At 60.7% G+C, this 14980-nt stretch carries 17 protein-coding genes and 5 tRNA genes; 14 read left to right on the top strand and 8 right to left on the bottom strand.

What is annotated here, in order from left to right; genetic code table 11:
• Window positions 1-256: 256 nt before the first annotated feature.
• The 4 genes from BHC62_RS02610 (at window position 257) to BHC62_RS02595 (ending at window position 672) form a co-directional block, all read left to right on the top strand.
• A tRNA-Asn gene (locus BHC62_RS02610) sits at window positions 257-332 on the top strand.
• 9 nt (window positions 333-341) lie between these two features.
• Window positions 342-418: transfer RNA gene (locus BHC62_RS02605), tRNA-Pro, on the top strand.
• Window positions 419-423: 5 nt separating this feature from the next.
• Window positions 424-499, top strand: a tRNA-Lys gene (locus BHC62_RS02600).
• 96 nt (window positions 500-595) lie between these two features.
• A tRNA-Pro gene (locus tag BHC62_RS02595) sits at window positions 596-672 on the top strand.
• 159 nt (window positions 673-831) lie between these two features.
• Here BHC62_RS02595 and BHC62_RS02590 read toward each other — a convergent pair.
• Genes BHC62_RS02590 through BHC62_RS02580 form a run of 3 tightly spaced genes read right to left on the bottom strand, consistent with a single transcriptional unit; the run spans window position 832 to window position 3033 of the window.
• A complete protein-coding gene (locus BHC62_RS02590; RefSeq protein ID WP_029292008.1) occupies window positions 832-2130 on the bottom strand; it encodes an NAD(P)/FAD-dependent oxidoreductase in 1299 nt (432 codons plus the stop codon).
• Between the two features lie 60 nt (window positions 2131-2190).
• Entirely contained in the window at window positions 2191-2364 is a 174-nt protein-coding gene (locus BHC62_RS02585) for a DUF3094 family protein (protein WP_032866455.1), read from the bottom strand.
• A gap of 39 nt (window positions 2365-2403) precedes the next feature.
• The gene (locus BHC62_RS02580) at window positions 2404-3033 is read right to left on the bottom strand and encodes a DUF1780 domain-containing protein (RefSeq protein WP_029292005.1); all 630 of its coding nucleotides are present in this window, start codon (window positions 3031-3033) and stop codon (window positions 2404-2406) included.
• A gap of 78 nt (window positions 3034-3111) precedes the next feature.
• On the opposite strand from BHC62_RS02580, the gene BHC62_RS02575 reads away from it, so the two are divergent.
• From BHC62_RS02575 to BHC62_RS02565, 3 genes are all read left to right on the top strand, one after another.
• Window positions 3112-3603 carry an FAD/FMN-containing dehydrogenase gene (locus BHC62_RS02575; RefSeq protein WP_169390310.1) on the top strand — a complete coding sequence of 164 codons (492 nt, stop codon included), beginning with the start codon at window positions 3112-3114 and terminating at the stop codon, window positions 3601-3603.
• Window positions 3600-4289 (top strand): energy-coupling factor ABC transporter permease, encoded by a 690-nt coding sequence (locus BHC62_RS02570; protein WP_029292001.1) that lies wholly within the window; start codon window positions 3600-3602, stop codon window positions 4287-4289. The genes BHC62_RS02575 and BHC62_RS02570 overlap by 4 nt, the downstream gene beginning before the upstream one ends.
• A gap of 63 nt (window positions 4290-4352) precedes the next feature.
• Entirely contained in the window at window positions 4353-4568 is a 216-nt protein-coding gene (locus tag BHC62_RS02565) for a hypothetical protein (protein ID WP_029292000.1), read from the top strand.
• Here the strand turns inward: BHC62_RS02565 and yacG are convergent.
• The 4 genes from yacG to BHC62_RS02545 are packed head-to-tail and all read right to left on the bottom strand — an operon-like array spanning window position 4565 to window position 7480.
• A complete protein-coding gene (gene yacG / locus BHC62_RS02560) occupies window positions 4565-4768 on the bottom strand; it encodes a DNA gyrase inhibitor YacG (RefSeq protein WP_070994134.1) in 204 nt (67 codons plus the stop codon). The two genes, BHC62_RS02565 and yacG, sit on opposite strands and share 4 nt — an antisense overlap.
• Window positions 4765-5388 (bottom strand): dephospho-CoA kinase, encoded by a 624-nt coding sequence (gene coaE, locus BHC62_RS02555; RefSeq protein WP_029291995.1) that lies wholly within the window; start codon window positions 5386-5388, stop codon window positions 4765-4767. Before coaE ends, yacG begins: the two co-directional genes overlap by 4 nt.
• Entirely contained in the window at window positions 5385-6257 is an 873-nt protein-coding gene (locus BHC62_RS02550) for an A24 family peptidase (protein ID WP_070994133.1), read from the bottom strand. The genes coaE and BHC62_RS02550 overlap by 4 nt, the downstream gene beginning before the upstream one ends.
• Window positions 6258-6259: 2 nt before the next feature.
• On the bottom strand, window positions 6260-7480 hold the full coding sequence (locus BHC62_RS02545) for a type II secretion system F family protein (protein ID WP_070994132.1): 1221 nt from the start codon (window positions 7478-7480) through the stop codon (window positions 6260-6262).
• Between the two features lie 203 nt (window positions 7481-7683).
• Here BHC62_RS02545 and BHC62_RS02540 point away from each other — a divergent pair, with 203 nt between their 5' ends.
• From BHC62_RS02540 to BHC62_RS02525, 4 genes are all read left to right on the top strand, one after another.
• On the top strand, window positions 7684-8094 hold the full coding sequence (locus tag BHC62_RS02540) for a pilin (protein WP_029291989.1): 411 nt from the start codon (window positions 7684-7686) through the stop codon (window positions 8092-8094).
• Window positions 8095-8171: 77 nt separating this feature from the next.
• Window positions 8172-9578, top strand: a complete 1407-nt coding sequence (locus tag BHC62_RS02535) for an O-antigen ligase (RefSeq protein ID WP_070994131.1) — start codon at window positions 8172-8174, stop codon at window positions 9576-9578.
• A 39-nt stretch (window positions 9579-9617) separates the two neighbouring features.
• Window positions 9618-9690 (top strand) — tRNA-Thr (locus tag BHC62_RS02530).
• A gap of 136 nt (window positions 9691-9826) precedes the next feature.
• Window positions 9827-10132 (top strand): DUF6388 family protein, encoded by a 306-nt coding sequence (locus BHC62_RS02525; protein WP_070994130.1) that lies wholly within the window; start codon window positions 9827-9829, stop codon window positions 10130-10132.
• A gap of 105 nt (window positions 10133-10237) precedes the next feature.
• Here BHC62_RS02525 and nadC read toward each other — a convergent pair whose 3' ends face one another.
• On the bottom strand, window positions 10238-11086 hold the full coding sequence (gene nadC / locus BHC62_RS02520; protein ID WP_070994129.1) for a carboxylating nicotinate-nucleotide diphosphorylase: 849 nt from the start codon (window positions 11084-11086) through the stop codon (window positions 10238-10240).
• A gap of 266 nt (window positions 11087-11352) precedes the next feature.
• Here nadC and BHC62_RS02515 point away from each other — a divergent pair, with 266 nt between their 5' ends.
• From BHC62_RS02515 to ampE, 3 genes are all read left to right on the top strand, one after another.
• Entirely contained in the window at window positions 11353-13512 is a 2160-nt protein-coding gene (locus BHC62_RS02515; protein ID WP_070994128.1) for a DUF1631 domain-containing protein, read from the top strand.
• 62 nt (window positions 13513-13574) lie between these two features.
• Entirely contained in the window at window positions 13575-14138 is a 564-nt protein-coding gene (gene ampD / locus BHC62_RS02510; RefSeq protein ID WP_029291979.1) for a 1,6-anhydro-N-acetylmuramyl-L-alanine amidase AmpD, read from the top strand.
• Window positions 14135-14971: a regulatory signaling modulator protein AmpE gene (ampE, locus tag BHC62_RS02505; RefSeq protein WP_070994127.1), complete on the top strand. Its 837-nt coding sequence runs from the start codon at window positions 14135-14137 to the stop codon at window positions 14969-14971. Before ampD ends, ampE begins: the two co-directional genes overlap by 4 nt.
• Window positions 14972-14980: the final 9 nt, after the last annotated feature.

The raw sequence follows: 14980 nt of genomic DNA, 5'->3' as shown, positions 1-14980 counted from the left end.
TTTTTTCGATAGGGCGTTGAACTGTAAGGCAAAGGCTTGTAAAGTGCGCCCCGCAGCAACGTCAGCCCACGGGTTTCTTCTCCCCAAGGAGAAATCAGAAAGAAGCGCAAATCATTGTCTTAAAAGCAATTTAAAGGGTTGACAGGGGTTTTTAAGATTGTAGAATAGCGCGCCTCAGACACGCTAACGTAGCGATACGGACAGCGTCGAAGAGAAGGATACATCGCAGTAAAAGTTGTACTTTGAAATATGTAGTTCCGTGATAGCTCAGTCGGTAGAGCAAATGACTGTTAATCATTGGGTCCCAGGTTCGAGTCCTGGTCACGGAGCCAATTTCAAACCGGGGTATAGCGCAGTCCGGTAGCGCGCCTGCTTTGGGAGCAGGATGTCAGGAGTTCGAATCCCCTTACCCCGACCATTTTTGGGTCGTTAGCTCAGTTGGTAGAGCAGTTGGCTTTTAACCAATTGGTCGTAGGTTCGAATCCCACACGACCCACCATTTTTGAGACCAGTTCACGCTGGAATCGAATCTTAAGATCAGAGGCCAAAAGCACTGATCGAAGAAGGCGACTTGAAAAGGTCGCCTTTTTTTTACCGGGGTATAGCGCAGTCCGGTAGCGCGCCTGCTTTGGGAGCAGGATGTCAGGAGTTCGAATCCCCTTACCCCGACCATATTAAAAATCCTCGTATCGAAAGATACGGGGATTTTTTTTGCCTGCGCAAAACCTGAAAGTACCGCCGATCCAATGTAGAAGGGGGCTTGCTCCCGATTGCGGTGTGTGTGAACCACCGCTATCGGGAGCAAGCCCCCTCCCATCCGGGACCGTGTTGTTAGTGGAGTTTGAGCCGCGGCTCGGTGCCCCGTCCAATCTTGCTGCCCAGCATCAACATCATCGTGCGGAAGAACCCGTACAAGGCCATCTGGTGCATGCGGTACAGCGACACATAGAACATCCGCGCCAGCCAGCCTTCAAGCATCACGCTGCCGGTCAGGTTGCCCATCAAGTTACCCACAGCCGAAAAACGCGACAGCGAGATCAGTGAGCCGTAGTCGGTGTACTTATAGCTGGGCAGGGGCTTGCCCTCGATGCGCAATTTCAGCGATTTGGCCAGCAACGACGCCTGCTGGTGGGCCGCTTGCGCCCGCGGTGGAACGTTACGGTCGGTACCCGGCTGCGGGCAGGCCGCGCAGTCGCCAAAGGCGAAGATATTCTCGTCACGGGTGGTCTGCAGCGTTGGCAGCACCTGCAGTTGGTTGATGCGGTTGGTCTCCAGGCCGTCGATGTCCTTGAGAAAGCCCGGCGCGCGAATCCCGGCGGCCCACACCTTGAGGCTGGCGGGAATCACCTGGCCACTGCTGGTGATCAGGCTGTCGGCGGTGACTTCGCTCACGGCGGAGTTGGTCATGACCGTCACCCCGAGCTTTTCCAGGGTTTTATGCACAGGTCCGCTGATCCGCTCTGGCAGGGCTGGCAATACCCGTGGCCCGGCTTCGATCAGGGTGATGGACATGTTTTCTGGTTTGATCCGGTCCAGGCCATAGGCTGCCAGCTCATGGGCCGCGTTGTGCAGCTCCGCGGCCAACTCGACACCGGTGGCGCCAGCGCCAACGATTGCCACGCTGATTCTTTCCACCACATCGGTTTGCCCGGCATGGGCGCGCAGGTAGTGGTTGAGCAATTGCTGGTGGAAGCGCTCTGCCTGTTTGCGGGTATCGAGGAACAGGCAGTGTTGTGCTGCGCCCTCGGTGCCGAAGTCATTGGTGGTGCTACCGACCGCAATCACCAGGGTGTCATAGCCCAATACGCGCGCAGGCACCAGTTCCCGGCCTTCTTCATCAAGGGTCGCGGCCAGCTGGATTATCTTCTGTTCACGATCAAGCCCGCTCATGCGCCCCAGCTGGAACTCGAAGTGGTTCCATTTTGCCTGGGCAACGTAATTGAGTTCGTCTTCAGAGGAGTTCAGCGAGCCGGCGGCAACCTCGTGCAGCAGGGGTTTCCAGATATGGGTCAGGTTGGTGTCCACCAGCGTGATGCTGGCGGTACCGCGCTTGCCCAGAGTCTTACCCAGGCGGGTAGCCAACTCCAGGCCGCCGGCGCCGCCGCCGACGATAATAATACGATGGGTCATGGGGGTATCTCGCAAGGCTAAAAGAAATCGGTGCAGTTACCCGAGCGAGCGCCAGGCAGCTCATAGCGTCAGGTAACTCAAAAGGCGGCTCAGGAGGCCCAGGCCAATCACCACAAGCAGTACCACCCCAAGGAGCAGCCACGGCCGGAAAGGCTTGCGCTCAACCTGGTGTTGGGACAGTTGCAGGTACTCTTCGACATGTTCTTGGTCGTCAGGGTTCAGGCGGCTGGTCATAAAGGCCTCGTCAGGTAGACGTTGCAAAAGGGCATCACGTTACAGGCTGATACCCACGTCGAACACTATGCTGCGCCCCAGGTTGTTGCGCAAGAAATCCGGGGCGTCCGGGTGGGCGAACAACACGCGTGCAAAGGTCGGGCCGACCAATGACAGCGAGCGCCAGCCCTGGCGCAGGTATTCCGTGGGCGGCGGGAAATGGCTGTTGAGGTCCAGCACTTCGCGCTTGAGGCTGGCGAAGGCGATGATATCCAGCTCCCCCAGGTCCATGCCGCGTTCTTTATAGTTATGGGCCTTCTTGCGTAGGGTCGGCGCCAGGCGCAGCAGGAACTCATGGGCGGGAATGCGCCTGGGCTTGGCTTCACGCCGCACCAATTGGCTCAGGGAAAAAGCGCTGCGCCGCCGTAGCAGTTCGTCGCGCCATTCGTCATTCAGGCGCCGGCCTTCGTCCAGGACAAAAAACACTTCGAAACTGGCGTCGCGAAACAGCACATCCGGCGGCTCTTGACCGGCGGCATGAAATTCTTCGGCGCGGTAGGGCACATTCAGGCCTTGTAGCAGGCGCTGGCAGACCCAACGCTCACGCTCCCATTTGCGGGCATTGGACAGGAACGCGTTGGCTTGTTCGGCCGCTATGGTGAGCAGGCGCAAATAATCTGAGTCATCCATGGTTCCAGCTTAGCGTTCAAATGATGACCGCAGGAAGTCCCGTGTGAAAAGGCTCGGTGTAGACTGGCGGTTCGGTTGATGGTTTTGCTCAAGGAGTTCGCGGTGAGGTTTTTGGTTGCGGTGTTTCTGGTCTTTCTGCCCCTGTGGGCCCAGGCAGTTGAGCTCGGGGAGCGGCTGGCGCCCTGGACCTTGCTGGATCAATTCGACCAGGCCTATACCCTGGATAATCAGGCGCAGGTCCTGCTGGTGGCGCGCAGCATGGACGCAGCCAAACAGGTGGATGCGGCATTGCAGGGCCAGCCCAAGGGCTATCTGGAGGCGCGCCATGTGGTGTTTGTCGCCGATATCCAGCGCATGCCGAGGTTGATCGCCAAGCTTTTCGCCGTCCCCGCGATGCAGGCCTACAACTACCGGGTCATGCTCGACCGTGATGCTCGGATCGCTCCACGTTATCCGGCGCCTGTGGATAAAGTACTGTGGCTGCAACTGGAAGACGGCAAGCTGGTCGCGCGCCATGAGTACGCCTCTGCCACCGAACTGCGCCAGGCCCTGGAGCAGGTGCAGCCGTGATCAGTGCCGCCGTGCTGGCGCCGCAAACCCTGTGGCTGGGCTGGCTGCTGTATGCGCCGGTGATTGTTTGGGCGGTCCTGCGCTCGTCCTGGGTCGAGTTGTTTGCCGACCGACGGCGCCAGCATTTGTTGTTCGGTACGGTGTTCGCGCTGTTCATGTTGTGGCTGGTGCGTCGGGATTTCGATACCGGCGTGTCCTACCACTTTATCGGCATGACCGCCGTGACCCTGTTGCTCGACTGGCCGCTGGCAATTGTAGGTGGGCTGGCTGCGCAACTGGGCCTGGTGCTGCTCGGGCGCCAGGACCTGGCGGCGGTCGGGGTCAACGGTGCACTGCTGATCCTCTTGCCGGTATTGGTGACCGAAACGTGTGCGTTGCTGGTGGAGCGGGCGCAGCCGCGCAATCCCTTCGTGTATATCTTCTGTTCCGGTTTTTTTGCCGCCGCATTGTCGGCGTTGCTGTGCCTGTTGGCCGGCCTGGGCTTGCTGTGGCTGGACGGTCGCTTCGCCATGCCCGAATGGATCGAAGACTTTATCGGCTACCTGTGGCTGATCATCTTTCCCGAAGCCTTCATCAACGGCATGGTGATCAGTGCCTTGGTGGTGTTTTGCCCGGAGTGGCTTGAGACGTTCAACCGCACGCGCTACCTCTCGGCGCCCTGGAAGGACGACAATTCGCGGCCTTGATCCAAATCAAAGGCACAACGCGCAAGTGGTCGCATGCTCTGCGAAACTTCCAGGAGCACGATCATGAGTGTGTACGAGTGGGCGCGGCAAGAGATACGCAGGAGTCAGGAAGCGGCGCTGGAAATTGGCTTTGATCCAGGTTTGAGCCTACGTGCCCTGCTGAGTGCGGTGGTGCAGCAGAGCAAGGGCGTGCGCAGTTTTGAAGACCTGGCCGACGAGTTGCAATACCTTGCGGAAAACCTCGACGACCAGCAGGAATACGCTTTTATGCGGCCTTAGTGGGCGCGCGGTGGCAGGTCTTCGGAGAACAGCTCGTCTTCGGCATCCGGGCTGACCGGAATCTTGTGTTCTTCTGAGGCCCAGGCACCCAGGTCGATCAGTTTGCAGCGATCCGAGCAGAATGGCCGGTTGAGGTTGGTCGCTGTCCATTCCACGGGGGCGCCGCAGGTTGGGCATTCGACGGTCAAGGGTTGGCTCATGTTCGGCCTCCACGCAAAGTAAGGTAAAAGTGGTGCAGTCGCTCGACCTCGGCCTGTAGCCAGGCCAGGTCCTGGTCATTGACCAGTACATCGTCGGCATGGCGCAAGCGATCTTCCCGGGAGGCCTGGGCCTTGAGAATCGCCTGCACCTGTTCTTCGCTGATGCCGTCGCGCAGCAGGGTACGCTGAATTTGCGTTGATTGCGGCACATCGATCACCAGGATGCGTTGGGTCATGGTGTATTGACCCGACTCGATCAACAACGGCGACACCAAAATCGCATAGGGCGAACGCGCGCGGGCCAGATGGCTGCGGATCTCGTCGGCAATCAGCGGGTGCAGCAGGGCTTCCAGCCACAGGCGCTCTTGCGGCGCCTCGAAAATACGCTTGCGCAAGGCGGCGCGATCCAACTGGCCATCGGGCAGCAGAATCCCACCACCGAAGTGCTCGGCAATCTTCGCCAGCGCTGGCCGCCCGGGCTCCACCACCCAGCGTGAGGCATGGTCGGCGTCGATCAGGTCCACGCCAAGGTCGATAAAGTGCTGGGCCGCAGCGCTTTTGCCGCTGCCGATGCCGCCCGTCAGGCCAAGAATCCAGGGTGTTGCGACAGAAGTGGTCATTTGAAACCGACAGACTGCAAATAGAAGTCGGTTATTTGACCACCCCAGAGCAATGCAATCCAGCCGGCAATCGCCAGATAGGGGCCAAAAGGCAGGGGCACCGAGGTCTGCGCGTTACGCACGCGCAACACAATCACCCCTGCGATCGCACCCACCAGCGACGCCAGCAACAGCGTCAGCGGCAGGATCTGCCAGCCACCCCAGGCGCCGAGCAGGGCTAGCAGCTTGAAGTCGCCATAGCCCATGCCGTCCTTGCCAGTGCACAGCTTGAATAGCCAGAACACCGACCACAGGCCCAGGTACCCGGCAACCGCGCCCAGCACTGCATCGGGCAGCGTTACATACAGCTCGAAGTAATTGAGGATCAGCCCCAGCCACAGCAGTGGCAGCACCAGCACATCCGGTAATAGCTGGTGGTCGGCATCAATCAGGCTCATGGCCAGCAACCCCCAGCTCAAGAGCAGCACTCCAGCGGCCGGCCAGCCGAAGCCGTAGTGCCAGGCGATAAATGCCGAGAGCAGCCCGCAGGCCAGTTCGGTGAGCAGGTAGCGCGGGCTGATGGCGCCGTGGCATCGCGCGCAGCGCCCCCTGAGCAGCAGATAACTGATCACCGGGATATTTTCCCATGGGCGAATCGGCGCCGAACAATGCGGGCAACAGGAGTTGGGGCGCAACAGGTTATAGGTCGGGCCACCGGGCTCCGGAGGCAGGCCGAGTATCTCATGGGCCTGGGCGCGCCAGTCCCGTTCGAGCATTTTTGGCAGGCGCCAGACCAGCACGTTGAGGAAGCTGCCGACGATCAGCCCGAGCACCAGTGCTGCCCAGACGAACAACCAGGGATGGAGGATCAGGAGTTGGTCCAGAGTCATATTCAAAACGCCGTGCCAAGCTGGAAGATCGGCAGGTACATGGCGATTACCAGGGCCCCGACAATGCTGCCGAGCACCACCATGATCAGCGGCTCCATCAGGCTGCTGAGGTTGTCCACCAGGTTGTCGACGTCCGTTTCATAATGATCGGCGACCTTCTCCAGCATGCTGTCCAGCGCTCCCGATTCTTCGCCGATGGCTGTCATCTGGATCGCCATGCCAGGGAACAGGCCGCTGGCGGTCATGGTTCGATTCAATTGCATTCCTATTGCCACGTCCTGGCGCATACGCGTGATTGCCTGTGTGAACCGCTCGTTGCCAGCGGCTGCGGCCACTGAGTCCAGCGCCTGTGCCAGCGGTACGCCAGCGGCAAAGGTGGTGGCGAGTGTGCGAGCGTAGCGGGCGACTGCGGTTTTTTTCAGCAGTGTGCCTGCCAGCGGTAGTTTCAACAAACCAGTGTCCAGCCACAGGCGCAAACCGTTGTGTCGGCGGTAGGCGCGGCGTATTCCCCAGGCACTTGCGATTGCGGTCAGCAATAGCATCCACCATGCGCCTTGCATGAATTCGGACAGCCCGATGACCAGCAGGGTAAAGCGTGGCAGCGGTGTGTCGATGCCGGCGAACAGGCTTTCGAATTGGGGCACGACGTGGATCAGCAAGATGCTGCTGACCAGCATCGCCACGAGCACGACCACCAACGGATAGGTCATGGCCTTCTTGATCCGGGCCTTGAGGCGCTGGCTCTTCTCCAGGTGGGTGGCTACCCGCTCCAGCAAGGTCTCCAGGGTGCCGGCCTGTTCGCCGGCCGCGATCAGGCTGCAATACAGGGGGTTGAAGCACTGCGGCTGTTTCGATAGTGCGGCGGTCAGGCTGTTGCCGGCGGCAATCTCCTGCTTCAGCCCTAGGACCATTGTGCGCATGGCCCGGCTGTCAAAGCCTTCGCCAATCATGTCGAAGGCTTGTAGCAAGGGAATTCCCGCCTTCAGCAGGGTCGCCAGTTGGCGGGTGAACAGCGCAATATCGGCTGGGGTGATTGGGTTGCCCAGGCCGCAAAGGAGGCTGGAGCGCACGAGTACCCGAACCGGGGTTATGCCTTGCCGGCGCAGTTGTGCCTTGATCACGGCCGGGCTATGGCCACGGGTTTCGCCGGACACCTTGCGGCCATTGCGCAACGTGCCTTCCCAAGCATAGGTGGCGGTGGGGCTCACAGTGACATCATTCATTGGCGGCGATAGCTCATCGGCAGGTGATGATCTACAGCTTAGTCAGGCCTCTGTGTCCATCCGGCTATTGGGGAGGGGAAAAATGTCAGATTGTGCGTCTTGTGAGGGCCTGGCCCGACGCGGATGAGTACACTGGCGCGGTTGCCAAGGGCAGGGCACAGGATGTGCCTTGCGATGGGTTTTTATTCTGGAGAGTGAGTGTGATGCGTCAGAACGGCTTTACTTTGATCGAGTTGTTGATCGTCGTGGCGATCATCGGCATCTTGGCCACGATTGGCCTGCCCATGTATACCAAGCACCAGGCCAAGGCCAAGTTCACGGCGGGGCTGGCGGAAATCTCGGCGTTGAAGGCCGGTTTCGAGGACACCTTCAACCAGGGCACGGTGCCCACGCTGGCGCTGATCGGTGGTACCAGCCCGACCGCCAACTGCACGATCAGCGTTGCAGGTGATGTGGCTACGGGCACGGGTTCGATTGCCTGTGAAATTCTCGATGCGCCTGCGCCCATCCAGGGCAAGCTCATTACCCTGGCGCGCAGTGCCAGCGAGGGTTGGAAGTGCACCACGACCGCTGACGAGCAGTACATTGCAAAGGGGTGCGCGGCTGTCAAATGAGGCCGGGTCGCGTGAATCAGTGACGGGAGCCGGGCGTAACGGCTCCCAGGCACTCCACAAGGAAGTAAAGATTGCCCATGACGTTATCCGTGCAACAGCGAGGAAGCGTGTTCCTGGTGCTGGCGCTGAGCCTTCTGCTACTGGGCATCACCCTATCCTTCAGTGGTCATGACTGGCAGCGTGTGGTGCAGGTTGGCGTTGGCGTGTGCGCAGTGGTCTATGGCCTGGTGACTCCCGCCGGCAGGCTGGTCGACAGGCCCACCGCGATCGGCCTGGCGCTGGTTCTTGGCCTGGGGCTGGTCTCCACGTGGTTGGCCCACCAGCCACTTTGGGCGTTGACCGAGTGGGCGCTGATGCTCACCTGCGGGGTGATTGCGGCGGCTTTTGCCCGGCTGCGACGCAATGGCGATCAGGCCCTGGATCAGGCGCTGATCCTGTTTGTGTTGCTGCTGTGCCTGATCAAGACCCTTCAATATGGGTACGCAGGCGTGCTGGCGTTTACCAGTGGCGACACGACACTGGACACAGATCTTCTGCTTGGTGGGTTCTCCAACAAGCGCTTCTACGGCCAGTTCCAGACCTTTACCTTGCCCTTGCTGGCGTTGCCGCTGCTGCTTGCGAGCACTTCGCGGTTGACGCGTGGCCTGGTGTTCGCCCTGTTGTGTGCCTGGTGGTTGATTGCAATCAGTGGTGGCACCCGTGGTACCTGGCTGGGGATCGGCGTTGCGGCGGTCATCCTGGCTTTTTTGGGGGCTGCGGGGCGTCGCTGGTTGGCCTGGCAGGTGGCTGCGTTGTGTGGCGGGCTGTTTTTGTACTGGTTGTTGTTCATGGTTTTGGCGCGTTACCTGGGGCTGGAGATTGCCAGTCTTTCCAATGACCGGCTCACCACCAGCCTTTCAGGTCGTGAAGTGATCTGGTGGCAAGCCTGGGACATGATCCGCGAACGGCCATGGCTCGGTTTTGGGCCGATGCACTTTGCTGATATCCCCAACCCGATCGCAGCCCACCCGCACCAGGCAATCCTGCAGTGGGCCAGTGAGTGGGGCGTGCCCTCGGCCTTGTGTGTGTCGTTGCTGGCGCTGCGCGGTGGTTGGGCCACGTTGAGGGTGATCCATCGGCAAGGGCCGGCACGGTCACCGCAAGACCTGTTGCGCCTGTGTCTGTTCGCCGCGTTGCTGGGCGCGACCGTGCAGGCGATGGTCGACGGGGTGATTGTGATGCCCTATTCGCAACTCTGGTTGGCGCTGGTGGTGGGCTGGCTGATGGCGTTGCATCCGTGGCACACGCCGGTTGTCGAACCTATGCCGCTGTTGCATCGGGCCTGGCAAGTGGCGGCTGTGCTTGCGGTGGCGTTGCTGGTAGTTGTCGTGTACCGCGACCTGCCTGGCTCCACGGAGCGCAGCCAACACTACATCGACACTGCCAAAGGCCACCTGCAGCCACGGTTCTGGGTCCAGGGAGTCATTGCGCCGCACATCCGGTAAGTTGCCGGGCGCCCCATGCAGTGCTAGCTTTAGCCCACCGCCCGTGTAGCTCAGTTGGTAGAGCAGCGCACTCGTAACGCGAAGGTCGCAGGTTCGACTCCTGTCTCGGGCAAAAAGGCACCACAGTTTTCAGATGATCCCAGAATGGTTCTGAAGGCCAGACGAACCGGTATTCATGCCCGTTCTTTTGTATCTGCGCAACCTTGATGACCCAGATGCATCCCCATTCCTCGATCTAAGAGAACGCCATGACCACGACAGAAATGACCCAGCAAGTGCGGCACGCAGAAGCCCTCAAAAAGTACCTCGAGGAGTCGCCGCAGCTTAAGGAAGAGATCAAGGACCTGAGTGCTGATGATCAGCGCGACCAGATCCAGTGGGCATTCGAGGACGAGGCCGAGAGCCAGGGCTTCCAGCCTTGGGAGCTGACCCTCAAGTACACGTCCACGCCAGAGGAGTTCGAAGTGGCACGCCTGGCCCTGCATAAAGAGGCGGCCGAGGTGTTGGGTGTCGAGTGGGAAGAGTACTGCGAGATGAACGACCTGGTGGTTTAAACGCTATCTGTTCGTCTCCCGGTCCTCATCGACGGCTAGCCGTCTCCTACAGAAATTGTGCCGGACCTGTAGGAGCCGGCTTGCCGGCGATGACGGTGGTTCAGTTCAAATACTGAGCCGCATCGACAAATCCACCGCCTTCACATCCTTGGTCATCGCCCCGATGGAGATGTAGTCCACACCGGTCTCGGCAATGGGCAACAAGGTGCTTTCATTGATCCCGCCGCTGGCTTCCAGCTTGGCCTTGCCGCCGTTCAAGCGTACGGCTTCGCGCATGTCGTCCAGGCTCAACTCATCCAGCATGATGATATCGGCGCCCGCCGCCAGCGCTTCGCGTAACTCTTCCAGGCTTTCCACTTCGACTTCCACCGGCTTGCCGGGGGCGATCTTGTGGGCGGCAGTAATGGCCTGGGCAATGCCACCGCAGGCGGCGATATGGTTTTCCTTGATCAGGAACGCGTCATACAGGCCGATGCGGTGATTGTGGCAACCGCCGCAGGTCACTGCGTACTTTTGCGCCAGGCGCAGGCCGGGCAGGGTCTTGCGGGTGTCCAACAGCTTGACCTGGGTGGCTGCGACGAAGTCCGCCAGGTATTGCGCACGTGTGGCCACGCCGGATAACAACTGCAGGAAGTTCAGCGCGCTGCGCTCACCGGTCAACAGCGAGCGGGCAGGGCCTTCGAGGTGGAACAGCGCCTGGTTGGGGCTGACGCGCTCACCGTCGCGCACCTGCCAGTGCACGGCAACCCGTGGGTCCAACTGGCGGAACACGGCATCGACCCAGGCGGTGCCACTGATGACGGCAGCATCACGGGTGATGATCGTGGCCTTGGCCAGCCGTTCGGCAGGGATCAATTGCGCGGTGATGTCGCCGCTGCCGATGTCTTCCAGCAGTGCGCGGCGCACGTTGGCTTCGATTTCGGCGGTGAGGTCGGCGAGGCGTAGATTCGGCATAGCGGGCTCCACATACAAAGTGCCCCGATTATAGGGGCATGGCAGCGCCGAACCCAAGGTATGCAGGCATAACCTGCCTGATTACAAAGCAGCTACAGAGTTTGCTGGCGCTACAGGGTCTAATTGCAAGATAATCTCGCGCCTTGCAATTGGCGTCATAGCTTTGACGTCTCGGTGATCTACAGATAATCGCTACCTGACGCTGTTCCACCGGCGGTTGCGGCGAGCGCTCATAAAACCGAACCCCGTCATTCCAGGAGGCCAGCATGCACAATGACGCAAAGGTGGTGCCGATCAATAAGATCGCCGCACAAGCGATGCCATCGCCGCTCGCCCGCCTGCCCGTGATCGTGCTTCAGGTTCGTGACAAGGCCACGCAGCAACTGGACCGGGGTTTGCAGGAGCTGTTCGATAACGCCGACGACACTCTGTTCGAAATGGCCGACAAGGCGCGCAACAACGCCGACCACAATATTTTCTTTGAAGCCATGCGCGACCTGCGCCTCAAGCGCAAGAACTTCGAGCGTGTGTTCATGGAGCAGCTTTTCGCCGCGTTCGCCAACCTGGGGCAGGCCGGGCAAGGCGAACTGCTGCTGCCGACGGTCTCCTACGAGGCCGTGCCGGGGGTGTCGGCTGACGATCTGGAAAAAGCCGTGGCCCTGGAGGCCATGCTCGACAAGGTCATGCACCGTGACGGCCTGGCCCTGGGACAACTGACCGCGCGCCTGGGCGCGTTGTTGGGCAAGCGCCTGGATGATCGGGAAAACCCCCTTGGCCCGGCGATGCTCTGTGAGTACTTCCTGCGGGCCGGGCGCAGCCTGGGGGTGGAGATCCGGGTCAAGCTGATTATTTTGAAACTGTTTGAAAAGTACGTACTCAGCGATGCCGACCTGCTGTACGGCGAGGCCAATCAGTTGCTGGCCGCCACGGGCGTACTGCCCGAGCTCAAGGCCGTACCTTCGCGCCGTTCCGGCGAGCGCGCCAGCAGCGCCCGCCCGCCGGCCGAGGCACCGCCGGCAGCCGACCCACAGGCCGACGAGGCCGAGCAACAAGTCTTCGCGGCCCTGCAGGAGCTGCTGCTGACGGTGCGCGGCAGTGTGGCGCCGACCCTGGAGGCCAGCGCCCAGGCCCTGCCGATTTCCACCCGCGACCTGCTGCGCCTGCTGTCCCATCTGCAGCAGTATGTGCCGGAGCCTGCGGTGGAGGACGATTTTGACTTGCGCCGCCAGTTGGAAGAACTGCTCACCCGGGTCAGCGTCAAGAGTGGCAAGTCGCGGGTAGTGGAGGATGCTGACGAGGATGTGATCAACCTGATCGCCATGCTGTTCGAGTTCATCCTCGACGACCGCACCTTGCCTGACTCCTTCAAGGCGTTGATTGCGCGCCTGCAGATTCCCATGTTGAAAGTGGCCGTGCTGGACAAGAGTTTCTTCAGCCGCGGCAGCCACCCGGCGCGGCGCTTGCTCAATGAAATCGGGGCTGCGGCCATGGGCTGGGGCAAGCGTGATGATTATCAGCGTGACAGCCTTTACCTGCGCATCGAGCAGGTGGTGCAACGCCTGTTGAACGACTTTGTCGACGATCCGGCAATTTTCTCGGTGCTCCTGCAAGAGTTCACTGCTTATACCCAGGACGAGCGCCGCCGCAGTGAGTTGCTCGAACAGCGCACCCGCGACGCCGAAGAAGGGCGCGCCCGTACCGAGCAGGCGCGGCAGCGGGTCGCTGATGCAGTCAATCAGCGCTTGCTGGGCAAGGTCTTGCCGCATTTCGTGGTGCAGTTCCTGCAACAGGCGTGGAGCCAGGTCTTGTTGCTTGAATGCCTCAAGCACGGCCAGCACTCGCCGCAATGGCAGGCACGGCTGCGGTCCATGGACGAATTGATCTGGAGTGTCAGCCTGAGTGAGCACACCGAGGCCGGTCGTCGCTTGCTGGAGCAATTACCCGCGCTGCTCAAGGCCCTGCGTGAGGGGTTGAGCGAGGCGGCGTTCGACTCCTTTGTCACCCGGGAGTTTTTTATCCAGTTACAGGCGCTGCATACCCAGGCGTTCCAGGGCACGACGCCGCCCAGCGTGGCGCTGGTCGAAGTGCGCGGGGATGCGAGCGCCGAAATGCCTTCGCAGGCGCTCAGCCTGGCGGAGGATGATCCCGATCTGCTCAAGGTTCGGCAATTGCACATCGGCAGTTGGGTCGAGTTCCGCGAAGATGAAGAAAACACCCTGCGCTGCAAGCTGACGGCGATTATCGCCCCGGCCAACAGCTACATCTTCGTCAATCGCACGGGCCTTAAGGTCCTGGAAAAAACCTGCACGGAGTTGGCCCTGGAGTTCAAGCGTGGCGGGGTCCGTACCCTGGATGACGCGCTGTTGTTCGACCGCGCCCTGGCGTCGGTGATCGGCAATCTGCGGCAACTCAATCGCGCCAAGTGATCGCAACCACCAGGCTGATCACGGCATACTGAGTGCTCCTAAGTCTTGCGCAAGGAACCTGTATGCAGTTGGACCCCACCAGCGGTTGGTGCCAGGGCATTGCCCATTGCCCGTCGCCCAACTTTAATGAACGCCCAAACGGCGAGATTTCCCTGTTGGTGGTGCATAACATCAGCTTGCCACCGGCCCAGTTCGCCACGGGTAAAGTGCAAGAGTTTTTCCAGAATCGCCTGGATGTCACGGAACATCCCTACTTTGCAGGCATCGCTGACCTACGGGTATCCGCGCATTTTCTGATTGAGCGTGAGGGTGCGGTGACGCAATTTGTTTCCTGTCAGGACCGAGCCTGGCATGCGGGTGTCTCCTGTTTCGAGGGGCGCGAAACCTGCAATGACTTTTCCCTGGGCATCGAGCTGGAAGGGACCGACGACCAGCCCTTTACCGATGCCCAGTACCAATCCTTGATCGAACTGAGCCGCCAATTGCTGGTCGCCTACCCGGGCATCACGCTCCAGCGCATTTGCGGTCATAGTGACATCGCCCCAGGACGCAAGACCGATCCTGGACCGGCTTTTGATTGGGCGCGTTTTCGTGGCGCCTTGCAGGATGGAGGACATGCACAATGAGTTTCCTGGTGTTGGTGCTGGCGGTATGGATCGAGAAGTTCTCTGCCTTGCGTCAGCGGGTGCAGCGCGATGGCGGTTGGCTGCGCGAACTGGCCCGGCTTGAGTCGAGCGCTCGGTTGGGCAAGCAGCCTTGGTTGATCCTGGCGCTGCTGGTGTTGCTGCCGGTGGCGCTGCTGGGGCTGTTCTTGCTGGTCCTGGAACCGGTGGCTTATGGCTTGCTGGCGCTGCCGGTGCATTTGCTGGTGGTGATCTACAGCCTGGGGCGCGGTGATCTGCTCGGCCAGTTGGGACCGTTCCGCGATGCCTGGCGCCGGGGTGACCTGCAAGCGGCTGAACATGTTGCCGAACGTGACCTGGCCATTGGCGCCGACAGCGGCGAGCAACTGCTGGAGCGGGTCCAGGGACATTTGCTGTGGCAAGCCTACCAGAGCTTTTTTGCGGTGATTTTCTGGTACTTCCTCCTCGGCCCGGTGGTGGCACTGGCTTACCGCTTGCTGGCGCTGGCCAGTGAACACAGTCAGAACCCATTGGTGGCCGAGCGTGCCGGGCAATTGCGCCATGCGTTCGACTGGTTGCCGGTGCGGTTGCTGGCGGCGAGTTTTGCCTTGGTGGGCAACTTTGTCGCGGTCAGCCGGGTGATGCTGCATGAGCTGCTGAACTGGGATATCAGTGCAGCGCAACTGGTGGAAAAGGTTGGCCTGGTGGCCGGCGAGATTCCGACGCCGGTGGTCGGTGCCGAAGGCATCAACAGCCTGGATCGCTTGTGGGAACTGCTGCTGCGCGCTGCAGTGTTGTGGTATGCCGGGTTTGCGATCTGGACTGTTTTGCCCTGAGAAGCGCCC

The sequence above is a fragment of the Pseudomonas sp. 06C 126 genome (assembly GCF_001855215.1).
Classification (GTDB): Bacteria; Pseudomonadota; Gammaproteobacteria; order Pseudomonadales; family Pseudomonadaceae; genus Aquipseudomonas; species Aquipseudomonas proteolytica.
Note: the sequence above shows the minus strand (reverse complement) of the source record. Positions and strands in the feature narration are given on the sequence as shown.